Origin of the sequence: Brevundimonas sp., from assembly GCF_016463295.1 — a bacterium.
GTDB lineage: Bacteria > Pseudomonadota > Alphaproteobacteria > Caulobacterales > Caulobacteraceae > Brevundimonas.
Window position 1 is genome coordinate 1 of the sequence record NZ_JAEMRO010000064.1, and the last position, 12,460, is coordinate 12,460.

Below are 12,460 nucleotides of genomic sequence, written 5' to 3' on the forward strand. Positions count from 1 at the left end.
GGATCGTAGAACTGGCTGACCTCGCCGCCTTCATAGACGCCGGTGTCGATGCGGACGTCGTCGGGCAGGACGAAATGCTCCAGCTTGCCGATGCTCGGCAGGAAGCCGTTGGCGGGGTCCTCCGCATAGAGCCGCGCCTCCATGGCCCAGCCGTTCAGGGGGATGTCGGCCTGTTTCAGGGGGATGGGCTCGCTGGCAGCGACGCGGAACTGCCATTCGACCAGGTCGACGCCGGTGATGGCCTCGGTGACCGGGTGTTCGACCTGAAGGCGGGTGTTCATCTCCATGAACCAGATGCGGTCGGCCTTCAGCCCGTCAGAGGCGTCGGCGATGAATTCGATCGTGCCGGCACCCTCATAGTTGACGGCCTGGGCGGCGCGGACGGCGGCCGCGGTGACGGCGTCGCGGGTCGCCTGGTCCATGCCGGGGGCGGGGGCCTCCTCGATCACCTTCTGATGGCGGCGTTGCAGGGAGCAGTCGCGTTCGTGCAGGTGGACGACGGTGCCGTGGCTGTCGCCGAAGATCTGCACCTCGATGTGGCGCGGGCGGGTGATGTAGCTCTCGATCAGGACGCGCGGATCGCCGAAGGAGGACTGGCCCTCGCGCTGGGCGCTGGCCAGGGCGTCGGCGAACTCCTCGGCCCGGTCGACCTTGCGCATGCCCTTGCCGCCGCCGCCGGCCACGGCCTTGATCAGGACGGGATAGCCGATGCGTGCGGCCTCGGCGGCCAGGAAGTCGGCATCCTGGTTTTCGCCCTGATAGCCCGGGGTGACGGGCACGCCCGCCTCGATCATCAGCTTTTTCGCCGCGTCCTTCAGGCCCATGGCGCGGATGGCGGCAGGCGGCGGTCCGATCCAGACCAGCCCGGCCGCCATGACGGCCTCGGCGAAGTCGGCGTTCTCGGACAGGAAGCCATAGCCGGGGTGGATGGCCTCGGCCCCCGTGGCCCTGGCGGCGGCCAGGACCTTGGCGGCGTCCAGATAGCTCTCGCGGGCCGGGGCCGGACCGATCAGGACCGCTTCGTCCGCCTCGCGCACATGCAGGGCCCTCGCGTCGGCCTCGGAATAGACGGCGATGGTGCGGATGCCCATGCGGCGGGCGGTCCGGAAGACGCGACAGGCGATTTCGCCACGGTTGGCGACGAGGACGGATGTGAACATGAAGGCTGCATAGCCGGTCTGTCGGGACGGGAGAAGGTGGCTCGCGTTCAGCTATTCGACCAGCGCATTGGCTGCGACGACCAGGCCTGTGGTGATCAGATACAGGCCGAAGGCCCAGGCCCAGGCTTTCCACTGGACCATGCCGGGGATCGCCATCAGCCAGAGGCGCTGGATGGCGATATACCAGACGGTGATGGCCGCCACGATCGCCATGCCCGCCAGGGTCGTCCAGATCAGCGGATCGTTGACGCCCAGGCTGCCGACACTGACCAGGATGGAGGTCGCGCCCGCGAGATAGCACTGGGCGAAGAAGGGGGTGCGCAGGCTGTCGCGATCGACCTTGTGACCCGACAACTTGAGGAACGCCCAGGCAAAGACCAGGGGGTGCAGGCTGAACATCAGGGCGCGGAAGGCCAGCAGGTTCTGCTCATTGGCGGTGATGAAGCGGCTGACCGGATTGGGCTCGTCGGTGACAGGCACGCCGAACAGCAGTTCCAGCCCGTGGGCCAGCAGGATGCTGAGCACGAGGAACAGCGGCGGGCTGAGGGTTTCCAGATACTGTTTCTCAGGCTTGTCGCGCTGTTCGGCGTCCGAATAGTGCATGGTCCGCAGGGGATGGCGCAGCGTCATCGCCAGGGTGCGCGGGTAGAACAACAGCCACGACATGACCTCGTAGAGCAGTTCCTCGACGGACTGCAGGATCTTCATGGCGTTCATGGCGGACCTCCCGCGATCACCTTACGCAAGGCGGGTCCAGAAGGAAGCAATTGTCATGCTGGCAGGTGTGCCGGCGGGCCAGGCCTTGAAATCATTGGAGGAAGTGCCCATCTCCATCGCTCCCAGACATCCAGCCATACTGCCGCCCGCGTCCTCGACGGGTGGTCGTCGTCTATTTGGCCGTCGATGTCGTAACCCTAGGACCAGCCCAGGAGACGCCTTGTTCGCTCAACGCAAAGCCCCGTTTACCCCCCGCTCCAACCCCGGTTCGCGCTATGGCTATCGGCCCGCACCGATCCGCGCCCGTGTCGGTCTGGCCATGCGCCGGGCCATGACCTTCGGCCCCATGCCGGACGCCGAGGCCGTGTTGAGAGCCAATGGTCTGTCGCTGGCCCCGATGTCGGTGGGCGAGGCCGGGATGAATGTCGGCGGCACCAGCGTACTGGCCACGGCGCAGGTATCCGACATCGACAGCGGGGCGTTGAAGGCGCTGGTCGTTCCGGCCGGATCGGCTGATCCCGAGGGCGTCAATGCCCTGAATGATGCCATCCTGCGCGCCAATGCCAAGGGCACCCCCATTTTCGCCTTCGGCGAGGGCGTGTCGGCGACCTTGCGGGCGCTGGACCAGACCCGCGAAGATCTGGCGGAGGCCCCGGCCATCATGGTCAGCGGCCAGACGATCCAGCCGCTGGAGGATATCGCGGCGGTCGCCTCGGCCGCCGGCAAGGTCGGCTGAGGGCAGCTGGGCTATCGGGGGCGTCAGATCACGCCTTCGATCAGGCCCACATCCTTGGCCTCCTGCGCTTCCAGATACCAGTTCTCCGGTGCACGGGCCTTGAGGTCGTCGCCGGTCAGCGACGAGCCGACCGCCAGGGCGTCGAAGCCTTCGTTCTGAATGCGGATGGAATGCTCCAGCTCGTGCAGCAGCGCCTTCACCGAGGCGACGCAGTTGGTCAGAGGTCCCACGACATGCAGGGACTTGTCCATCTTTCGCTCGTGGATCATCAGGCGCGTGCCGCGGGTCAGATAGCGGTTCTGGCGCGCGAAGAAGCTCATGAAGGTCGCGCCCGCCGAATAGACGGTGGCCTTGCCCAGGAAGACGTAGCGGCAGTCGGGGTTGGTGTCGGAGTGGAAGCGGATGTCCTCGCCCATCATCCGCGCCACCTCCGGATCGCCGCCCAGGGTCGACAATTCGGTGACGACGATGCCCTCGCGCGGGGCGGCGACCAGCTGGGTGCGGAACCGCTGATACAGATTGTAGTCCACGTCGCCGGCCAGCAGGATGGCGGGCCACTGGAAGGTTTCGGGGGGCAGGGTGTCGGTCATCATCGTCTCCGCAGGCGGAGGCGATAAGTCTGTGCGGTCTTGGCGGTTCCCCGGGATCAGCCGTCGCTATCCGACGAGGGCCGACCGCTCCTCGGGCGTCAGCATGCGCCAGCGACCCTCGGGCATATTGTCCAGACGCAGGGGGCCGATGCGGATGCGGATCAGGTCGGTGACCTCCAGGTCCAGAAGCTCGCACATGCGCCGGATCTGGCGGTTGCGGCCTTCGCGCAGGATGAACTTCAGGCGGAAGGTGTCCATGCGACTGACCCGGGCAGGCTTCAGTTGCCGACCGTCGAGGCGCAGGCCGTAGCGCAGCAGCTTCAGCTTGTTCTCGGTCACGTCGCCGCGAACGCGGACCAGATACTCCTTGTCCAGATCGGATTGGGGGCCGATCACCGCCTTGGCCACCACGCCGTCCGACGACAGCAGCAGCAGGCCGCGCGAATCCTCGTCCAGGCGACCGATGGGGGGCAGGGACATGTCCTCGGGCGGGGCCTCGCCCGGTCCGATCAGATTGGCGGCGGTCAGCAGGCGGACGGCCGGGATCTTGTCCGGCTCCGGCTGGCCGGAGACATAGCCGACCGGCTTGTTCATCACGATGGTGATGCCCTCGGCCAGGGTGGCGGTGGCCCGCTCGTTCAGGGTCAGGGTCTGGCCGGGCTCCAGCTTGCGGCCCGCGTCGGTGACGACGGCGCCGTCGATGGAGACCAGGCCGTCGGCGATGAGGGCATCGGCCTCGCGCCGCGAGCAGACGCCGGTCTGGCCCAGCCATTTGTTGATGCGGACGGGCTCGGTGCCGTCATAGGTGCGCGAAAAGCTCATGGCACCCGCCGAAACAGCAGCATCAGATTGTTGGCCGGCATCTCACGCCGAAGGGTCAGGCGCAGGCCCTCGGTCCGCGCCGCCTCCACCACCGCGTCCAGATCGCGCAGGCCCCAGTCGGGGTTGCGGGCCTTCAGGCTGTCGTCGAAAGCGGCGTTGGATGGGGCGAGGGGCACGTCGGCTTCGAGGAACGGGCCGTAGAGCACCAGCAGGCCGCCGGGCTGGATCAGGCTCTGACCGGCCAGACGCATCAGGCCCGTCGTCGCTGACCAAGGGCTGATGTGGACCATGTTGATGCAGACCACGGCCTGGACTGTTTCGGTCGGCCAGGTCGCGTCGTTCAGCACGTCCAGCGCCGTCGCGGCGGCCAGATTCGGCAGGGCCGCAGTTCCAGCCCAGGCGGCGATGCTGGTGCGGGCCTCAGGCGAGGGATCGCTGGGCGTCCAGGTCAGACCGGGCAGGGCGCGGGCGAAGGCCACGGCGTGCTCGCCGGACCCGGCAGCGACTTCCAGCACCCGACCCCGCGCGGGCAGATGGGCCCGCAGTACTTCCAGGATCGGTCCGGTGTTCCGCGCCACGGCCGGCGAGGCGGCGGCCCCATCGGGCAGGGTGGTGAGTGTGTCCATCGTCTGCATGGCCGTTCCGATAGCCTGCCCGGCCCCGATCCGCGACCGGAAAGATGCCGGGCAGGGGCCTGCCGACGCTCATCAGGGAATGAAATTTGCGCCGGTTGACGCCGGGGCACCGGAGGTGTCATTCCGCGCGTAACAATGCGTGATCGTAAGCGCATCGGGAGGGGTCACTGCGACGTCAGATCGCCGGGCCGACGACGTTCAGGAGAGTAGGCATGACGACATCCACCATCCCCGGGCTCCACCCGGCCCCGACCGCGCACGCCGGGCTGATCGCCTGGGTCGAGCAGATCGCCGCCCTGACCAAGCCAGATCGGGTCCACTGGTGCGACGGCTCGGAAGCCGAGAAGGCGGACATCATCGCCGACCTGATCGCAAAAGGCACCCTGCGCGAACTGGATCAGACGAAACGACCTGGCTGCTACTATGCCGCCTCCGATCCCAAGGACGTCGCCCGGGTCGAGAGCCGGACCTTCATCTGCTCGGCCAATCAGGTCGATGCCGGACCGACCAACAACTGGGCCGATCCGGTCGAGATGCGGACGCGGATGCAGGGGCTGTTCGACGGCTGCATGGCCGGGCGCACCATGTATGTGGTGCCCTTCTCTATGGGGCCGCTGGGATCGCACATCTCGGCCCTGGGCGTCGAGATCACCGACAGTGGCTATGTCGCCGTCTCCATGGGTATCATGACCCGCATGGGCCAGCCTGCGCTGGACGTGCTGGGCACCGACGGCGTCTTCGTGCCCGCCGTGCATACGCTGGGCGCGCCTCTGGCCGAAGGTCAGCCTGACGTCGCCTGGCCGTGCAACGAGGACAAGTGGATCGTCCACTATCCGGAGACGCGCGAGATCTGGTCCTATGGCTCGGGCTATGGCGGCAACGCCCTGCTGGGCAAGAAATGCTATGCCCTGCGCATCGCGTCGGTGATGGCCCGCGACGAAGGCTGGCTGGCCGAACATATGCTGATCCTGAAGCTGACGGATCCGAAGGGCAGCGCCAAATACGTCGCCGCGGCCTTCCCCAGCGCCTGTGGCAAGACGAACCTGGCCATGCTCCAGCCGACCATCCCTGGCTGGACCGCCGAGACCATCGGCGACGACATCGCCTGGATGCGGTTCGGCGAGGACGGCCGCCTGTACGCCGTGAACCCCGAGGCCGGCTTCTTCGGCGTCGCGCCGGGCACCAGCCGCAACACCAACGGCAACGCCCTGGCGACCATGGCGACCAACACCGTCTTCACCAATACGGCGCTGACGCAAGACAACGACGTCTGGTGGGAGGGGCTGTCCAAGCCTGCGCCCGAGGGGCTGACCAACTGGAAGGGTGTGCCGCACGACCCGGCTTCCGGCGAGCCTGCGGCCCACCCCAATGCCCGCTTTGCCGCTCCGGCCAGCCAGTGCCCGACCATCGCCCCGGAGTGGGAAGACCCGAAAGGCGTGCCGATCGACGCCATCCTGTTCGGCGGCCGCCGGGCCAGCGCCGTGCCGCTGGTGACCGAGGCCTTTGACTGGGAGCACGGGGTCTTCATGGGCTCGACCGTGGCCTCGGAAGGCACGGCAGCGGCGGAAAACGCCATCGGCACCCTGCGCCGCGATCCCTTCGCCATGCTGCCGTTCTGCGGCTACAACATGGGCGACTATTTCGCGCACTGGCTGGCGATGGGCGGCAAGGCCGAGGCAGGCAAGCTGCCGCGCCTGTATTTCGTCAACTGGTTCCGCAAGGACGACGAGGGCCGGTTCGTCTGGCCCGGGTTCGGTGACAATGCGCGCGTCCTGAAGTGGATCGCCGAGCGGCTGGATGGCGAGGCCGAGGCGGTCGATACGCCGGTCGGGCGGGTGCCGACGCGCGCCAGCCTGGATCTGTCGGGTCTGGAGCTGAGCGAGGCCGATCTGTCGACCCTGCTGGATGTCGATGCCGAGGTCTGGGCCGAGGAAGCGGCGCTGATCCCAGAGTTCTACGCCCAGTTCGGGGACCGGTTGCCCCAGGCCCTGTGGCAGCAGCACGAGGCCCTGACGACGCGGATCGAGCAGAACCGGGCGGCGGCCATCGCGGCGGAATAGGGCTTCGCTCTTGCAAAAGGACGACGACCGGTCGATCTGGTCCGGGTGGCGTCCTCCCCTGATGTGATCGTGATCGGTGCCGGCGTGCTGGGCCTCTGCTCGGCAGCGGAACTGGCTGCGCGCGGCCATGCGGTGACCGTGATCGATCCGGGCGGCCCCAATGCCAGCGCAGTGGCGGCGGGGATGATCGCACCGGCCATGGAATCCCTTCTGGAAGAGACGACGCCGGAACGGGCGGCCCTGCTGCGTCGCGCTCGGGATCTGTGGCCTGCCTTTGCCGAGATTCACGGGCTGAAGCTGCGGCGCGAGGGCGCTGAGTGGCGGGGCGACGATGCCGGGGCGGCCCTGGATCGTCTGACCGCGCTGGGCTTTGAGGCTGAAGTTGTCGACGGCGGCGTACGCACCCCGGAGGACTGGCGCGTCGATGTCGGACCTGGGCTGGCGGCTCTGGCGCGTGTGCCGGGTGTGTCGGTGGTGCGGGCGACGGTGGCGCGGGTCAGCGGCGACAGCCGACGCTGGCGGGTCGAGGCGGGGGATGGCCGTGTCTGGTTCACGCCGTCCGTGGTCGTCGCGACCGGAGCTGCGGTGGCCATCGAAGGTCTGCCGCCTGGGGTCGGCGCTCGCATCGCGGCGATCCAGCCCATCAAGGGCCAGTTGAGCTATTTTGCCGGGCTGAGCGCACCCGCCGTCATTCGGGCGGAAGGGGCCTATGTCGCGCCAGCCCACGGTGGCGTGGTCATCGGGGCGACGATGCAGCCTGACGAACGAGACCTGGCCCCGGATCTCGAAGCCGCCGGTACCCAGACGGCGCAGGGCCTGACCTTGCTTGGGCAGCCAGGCACCCAAGGCAGCGTGCGAGTCGGCATTCGTGGCGCGACGCCGGATGGCCTCCCACTCGCGGGTCCGACAGAGGCCGAAGGATTGCATCTGGCCCTGGCCCCGCGCCGCAACGGCTGGCTGCTGGGGCCGCTGGTGGCGCGGGTGGTGGCCGATGGGATCGAGGGGGCGACAGCCGTGCCGGATGCCGCCGCCCTCGACCCCGCCCGCTTCGACTAGTCAGGTGCGGCGAAGCGGATGGTCATGGCGACGCGAGACCCCTGGGCCGCGCCATTCACCGTCTGGGGGCTGATCTGGAAATAGCGCGACACGCTTTGCGCCGCCCGTCCGAAGCCATAGCCACCGGGCGTCTCATTGGTCACGCGGCAGTCGGTCACCCGCCCGCCGGCCTCGACAAAACAGTTCAGCGAGGCCGATCCCGACACGCCGCGCTGAATGGCGCGGTCCGGGTAGGCGCGGTCCATCTGTTCCGGTGTCGGCTGACGTATCCAGTTGGCGCGGGTGATCAGCGCCGGTGGTTCAGGTTGAGCGACCGGGGGCTGATCCGGAACAGGCTCTTCGACAGGGCGGTTGATAGTGATAGTCGTGCTGTCGCTGGGAGGCGCATCGGTTCGAGGCACATTGATCACATCGGTCGGCTGTGTCGGGATCGGTGTCTCGTTCACGCGAGGATTGGGCGCGGCGGGCATGGGTTCGCGCTCCACCGGCTTGATGGGCTCGGTCTTCGGCAGTGGTTCCATCGTGACGATGGTCAGCGGACCGTCTTCCAGCGGTGCCAGCTGCAGCTCGAAGCGCTGGTTATAGAGCGCCACTCCGACCCCGATGTGGGCCAGGGCGACGACGCCGATCACCATCCAGCTGGTCCGGGACAGACCCGGCTTGCGTCGTTCGTTGAAGTCGAGGGGGCTGACACCGTGTGGGCCGCCCGCGGTTCTGATCATCATGGCCGTAACTCCCTGCCTATCGCCGTCCCCACAGCAACCCACGAGCGAATGCAGCGCTGACCTTGCGGCAAGTTTACGGCGAAGATCGCGGGGCCTCGAACAATGTTCGCCTGTGGAGCGCGGGCGACACATTAGGGTTTGATTAACCACGAAACCCCAGCCTGGTACCCATGACGGTAGGAGCGATTCCCTCATCCGGCGGTGTGGAGGCGGCCATCCGCCGGGCCTCCAGCGCGACCGGCGTGGACGCGGACTTCCTGCTGCGCACGGCGCGGCGCGAAAGCTCCATGAATCCGGCGGCGAAGGCCCCGACCTCGACGGCGTCGGGCCTGTTTCAGTTCATCGAACAGACCTGGCTGGCCACGGTGAAGCAGCACGGGGCCAAGCACGGCTATGGCCAGTATGCCGACCTGATCTATCGCGGCAACGATGGGCGCTGGAAGGTGCAGGGCTCGGCGCGCAATGTCGTGCTGGATCTGCGGTTCGATGCGCAGGCGGCCTCGACCATGGCGGCGGAACTGACGGCCCAGAACGCCGCCTATCTGCGCGGCCGCACGGGGCGCGAGCCGGGGGCGGGCGACCTGTATGCGGCCCACTTCCTGGGACCAGCCGGCGCGGCGCAGCTTATGGAGGCCATGGCGACGCGGCCGGGGGCCAGCGCGGCCTCGATCTTTCCGCAGGCAGCGGCCGCCAATCGCTCGCTCTTCTATCGCGGCGGTCGCCCGACGACGGTGGCCGAGGTCCATGCCAATCTGCAGCGATCCGCCGGGTCGGGTGCGCCCGCCGCCGACGCCGGCTCGGTCACCGCAACGCAGAAGGTGCCCGACCTGTCCGAGCGCGATCAGATGCTGGCAGCGCGGCTGGACCGGTTGAAGCAGGATCAGAGCCTGCTGGCCCTGCTGCTGGGGCAGGACGGGCAGGGCGGGGCCGGCACCGGCTTCGGCGGGGCCTTCAGTCCGGAAGGCAAGCGCGCCTGATCGGCCATCCGGCGATGGTAAACCGGTATTAACTGTAATGGGTTGATGCTGGCCGCGAACGCCTGCATGCAAAGCGCAATCCCATGACCGCCTATCGCGCCCGCCTGACCGAAGTCGACATTCGCCGCCTGATCAAGGCGACGGACGAGGACGAACGCGCCGCCGCCGCGCACAAGCTGTGTCGCAGCATGGACAAGGCCGAGCTGGACGACGAGGGACGGGCGGCGGCCCAGAAGATCTTGCGACTACTGGCCGAGGATGCCGCTGAGCTCGTGCGTCGGGCGATGGCGGTGACGCTGAAGGCTTCGGACCTGATTCCGCACGATGTGGCGCGGCGGCTGGCTGCCGATGTCGACAGCGTGGCCCTGCCGATCATCCATTTCTCGCCCGCCTTTACCGACGACGATCTGATCGAGATTGTCCGGGCCGGATCGTCCGTGCGTCAGGTCGCGGTGGCGTCCCGACCCCGCGTCGGACGCGACGTCGCCGATGTGCTGGCCGAGACGGGCAGCGAGCCAGCCGTGCGGGCCCTGGCGTCCAACGACAATGCCGACATCGCCGAGGCGGCCCTGGGGCGCTGCGTCGACCGGTTCAGCGGATCGTCGGAAATCGTCACGGCCCTGGCCTATCGTCAGGTGCTGCCGCTCAGCGTGACCGAGCGCCTGGTCGAACTGGCCTCTGATGCCGTGCGCGAGCATCTGATCGCCCGCCATGCCGTAGCGCCCGAGACAGCCATCCGCCTGGCGAACTTCGCGCGTGAGCGGGCCACCATCGATCTGGTCGATCAGGCGATCGGGCAGGCGGACCTCGGCGCTTTCGTCGCCGGGCTGAACGCGCGGCGCGTGCTGACCGCGTCACTGCTGCTGAGGGCCCTGGCGCGGGGTCAGATGGCCCTGTTCGAACACGGCATAGCCGAGCTGGCCGGTGCGCCCCATGCGCGGGCGGCCCTGATGATCCATGATGCCGGGCCCTTGGGGCTGAGGGCCATCTACGACCGCGCGGGCCTGCCGCCGCGCCTGTTCCAGGCGTTCCGGGCGGGTGTCGATACGTGGCGGACCCTGCAGGCCGAGGGCGTGGACACTTCAGGCGACCTGTTCCGTCAGCAGATGCTGGAACGCTATCTGACCCAGCGCCCGCATGCGCCCCGCGAAGACATGGCTTATCTAATGGAGCGGCTGGATCAGACGCCGGCGGTGGTGCAGCCCAAGGGTGCAGCGGCGGCCTGAGCCGCGCCGACGCTGGCTAGACCTGAAGCTCGGCCACCCGCGCTTCCAGCGTTTCCGCCAGTTCGCGCCCGACAGGGTGTTCTTCGGTCTGGATTTCGTCTCGGACCACCGCCTTGATGGCGTCGATGTGGGCGTCCAGCAGGACGATAGGGGCCTCGGTCCGCTTTGCCGGATCGTCCAGCAGCTTGCACAGCGAGCCGGCCATGCGGGTCACGATCGGATACTGATAGGTCGAGCCCAGTCCCTTGAGGTCATGGGCGCGGAAATAAAGGCCCTCGGCCGTTTCCTGGGTCAGGCCCTGGGTCCGGATGGCGGCCTGGGCCGCGTCCAGCTTGACGATCTCGTCCTGTAGCCACTGGCCGAACTGGGCCGACATGGCCTTCAGTGCCTCTTCGGCCTTGGCGATGGCACCGGCGTCGATGCCGCCGAATCCGCCGCCGACCTTCATGCGCAGCGTATTGGGTGGGGTGAAGATCTGGGCCGGGTTGGACACGTCGAAACTCCTGGGAGGATGTCTCAGTGTCGCCGGACAGGTTTAAGAACCGGTGCACAGCCCGTCAGGCGGTGAATTGCTCCGCCAGGACACGTTCTTCAAAGGACCGGCCGGCATCGAACAGCATGGTCAGGGCGATGTCGCGGCGCTCCCGCACCTCGACCGCCGCCACGCGCCGAACCTCGAAACTGTCGGCGGTGGCGCTGACCGGCCGCTTGTCCGGCTCCAATACCTCGAAGCGAACCTTGGCCGTGTGCGGCAGCAGGGCCCCGCGCCAGCGCCGGGGCCGGAAGGCGCTGATCGGCGTCAGGGCCAGGATGGGTGCATCCAGTGGAATGATCGGGCCGTGGGCCGACAGGTTGTAGGCGGTCGAGCCTGCGGCCGTGGCGACCAGACAGCCGTCGCAGGCCAGTTCGTCCAGCCGGACGCGACCGTCCACGCTGATGCGCAGCTTCGCGCTCTGGCGGGTCTGGCGCAGCAGGGACACCTCATTGATGGCCAGGCCGCTGTGGACCTGACCGGCCTCGGTCCAGGCGTCCATCTGGAGCGGGTGAATGACGGCACGTCCGGCCATGGCCAGTCGTTCGCGCAGACCCGATTCCTCATAGTCGTTCATCAGAAAGCCAACCGAACCCCTGTTCATGCCAAACACGGGCGTGCGGCGCTCCAGGTTGGTGTGCAGGGTTTCCAGCATGAAGCCGTCGCCGCCCAGGGCCACGATGACGTCGGCCACGGCGGGATCGACGCCGCCGTACAGCCCCTTCAGCCGCTCGCAGGCGGACTGGGCCTCCGGACGGTCGGAGGCGGTGAAGGCGATCTGGAGGTCGGGCTGGCTCACGATCCTACGCAAGCCGAGCGGGGCACTTAAGTCAAACGCTGAAACCGTCAGGCCGGGATCAGGACGCGGAACGACCGCAAGGCGGACGACGGCGACAGTTGGCCGCGATGCCAGACCGAACCCCCATCGCCGGCGGGCATGCCGTCGTTCAGATGGCGGATTTCGGCCAGGATGGCGGGGAAGACCGCCCGATCCATGCCGATGGCGGCGCAGGCGTAATACAGCGCCTCCGCACTGCCGTCGGCCAAGGCCTTGCGGATATCGGCTGCGGGCAGGCCACTGAGTGCGGCAAGGCCGTGCAGGAACAGGCCCAGACGCTTTTCGCGGATGGCCCGCACCAGATAGCCGGGCTTCAGCTGGCCCGCTGCGTGCAGCTTGTCGATCAGGCGGCGTTCCATCTCGTCACGCTCAGGACTGTCGGGCGC

Annotated in this window: 14 protein-coding genes; 5 read left to right on the forward strand and 9 right to left on the reverse strand. The window is 68.0% G+C overall.

The genetic code is table 11. From position 1 onward, the window contains the following. The coding region (locus JHC81_RS11315) for a biotin carboxylase N-terminal domain-containing protein (protein WP_292174647.1) at positions 1–1,160 on the reverse strand (1,160 nt) is incomplete at its 3' end. Between the two features lie 51 nt (positions 1,161–1,211). Further along, positions 1,212–1,877 (reverse strand): hypothetical protein, encoded by a 666-nt coding sequence (locus JHC81_RS11320; protein WP_292174649.1) that lies wholly within the window; start codon positions 1,875–1,877, stop codon positions 1,212–1,214. Between the two features lie 220 nt (positions 1,878–2,097). On the opposite strand from JHC81_RS11320, the gene JHC81_RS11325 reads away from it, so the two are divergent. After that, positions 2,098–2,613, forward strand: coding sequence for a hypothetical protein (locus JHC81_RS11325; protein WP_292174651.1), 516 nt, complete (start codon positions 2,098–2,100; stop codon positions 2,611–2,613). Between the two features lie 23 nt (positions 2,614–2,636). On the opposite strand, the gene JHC81_RS11330 is transcribed toward JHC81_RS11325, so the two are convergent. From JHC81_RS11330 to JHC81_RS11340, 3 genes are all read right to left on the reverse strand, one after another. Continuing rightward, complete coding sequence (locus JHC81_RS11330) at positions 2,637–3,203, reverse strand: ATP-dependent Clp protease proteolytic subunit (protein WP_292174653.1); 567 nt, start codon at positions 3,201–3,203, stop codon at positions 2,637–2,639. A 66-nt stretch (positions 3,204–3,269) separates the two neighbouring features. Further along, positions 3,270–4,025, reverse strand: a complete 756-nt coding sequence (locus tag JHC81_RS11335) for a pseudouridine synthase (RefSeq protein WP_292174656.1) — start codon at positions 4,023–4,025, stop codon at positions 3,270–3,272. Further along, positions 4,022–4,651, reverse strand: coding sequence for a DUF938 domain-containing protein (locus tag JHC81_RS11340; protein WP_292174658.1), 630 nt, complete (start codon positions 4,649–4,651; stop codon positions 4,022–4,024). Before JHC81_RS11340 ends, JHC81_RS11335 begins: the two co-directional genes overlap by 4 nt. A gap of 221 nt (positions 4,652–4,872) precedes the next feature. Between JHC81_RS11340 and JHC81_RS11345 the strand changes: the two genes are divergently transcribed. After that, positions 4,873–6,720, forward strand: coding sequence for a phosphoenolpyruvate carboxykinase (GTP) (locus tag JHC81_RS11345; RefSeq protein WP_292174661.1), 1,848 nt, complete (start codon positions 4,873–4,875; stop codon positions 6,718–6,720). Between the two features lie 45 nt (positions 6,721–6,765). Beyond that, positions 6,766–7,776 carry an FAD-dependent oxidoreductase gene (locus tag JHC81_RS11350; RefSeq protein WP_292174664.1) on the forward strand — a complete coding sequence of 337 codons (1,011 nt, stop codon included), beginning with the start codon at positions 6,766–6,768 and terminating at the stop codon, positions 7,774–7,776. Here the strand turns inward: JHC81_RS11350 and JHC81_RS11355 are convergent. Then, positions 7,773–8,501, reverse strand: a complete 729-nt coding sequence (locus JHC81_RS11355; protein ID WP_292174666.1) for a TonB family protein — start codon at positions 8,499–8,501, stop codon at positions 7,773–7,775. The two genes, JHC81_RS11350 and JHC81_RS11355, sit on opposite strands and share 4 nt — an antisense overlap. A gap of 170 nt (positions 8,502–8,671) precedes the next feature. On the opposite strand from JHC81_RS11355, the gene JHC81_RS11360 reads away from it, so the two are divergent. Together JHC81_RS11360 and JHC81_RS11365 are read left to right on the forward strand one after the other, a co-directional pair. Continuing rightward, the gene (locus JHC81_RS11360; protein WP_292174669.1) at positions 8,672–9,478 is read left to right on the forward strand and encodes a transglycosylase SLT domain-containing protein; all 807 of its coding nucleotides are present in this window, start codon (positions 8,672–8,674) and stop codon (positions 9,476–9,478) included. A gap of 83 nt (positions 9,479–9,561) precedes the next feature. Further along, positions 9,562–10,704, forward strand: a complete 1,143-nt coding sequence (locus JHC81_RS11365; protein ID WP_292174673.1) for a DUF2336 domain-containing protein — start codon at positions 9,562–9,564, stop codon at positions 10,702–10,704. Positions 10,705–10,720: 16 nt separating this feature from the next. Here JHC81_RS11365 and JHC81_RS11370 read toward each other — a convergent pair whose 3' ends face one another. The 3 genes from JHC81_RS11370 to JHC81_RS11380 all read right to left on the reverse strand — a co-directional run. Further along, entirely contained in the window at positions 10,721–11,197 is a 477-nt protein-coding gene (locus JHC81_RS11370; protein WP_292174675.1) for an Hpt domain-containing protein, read from the reverse strand. Between the two features lie 64 nt (positions 11,198–11,261). Continuing rightward, positions 11,262–12,035 carry an NAD kinase gene (locus JHC81_RS11375; RefSeq protein ID WP_292174678.1) on the reverse strand — a complete coding sequence of 258 codons (774 nt, stop codon included), beginning with the start codon at positions 12,033–12,035 and terminating at the stop codon, positions 11,262–11,264. Between the two features lie 47 nt (positions 12,036–12,082). Continuing rightward, a partial coding sequence (locus JHC81_RS11380; RefSeq protein WP_292174681.1) for a DUF2336 domain-containing protein occupies positions 12,083–12,460 on the reverse strand: 378 nt, incomplete at its 5' end.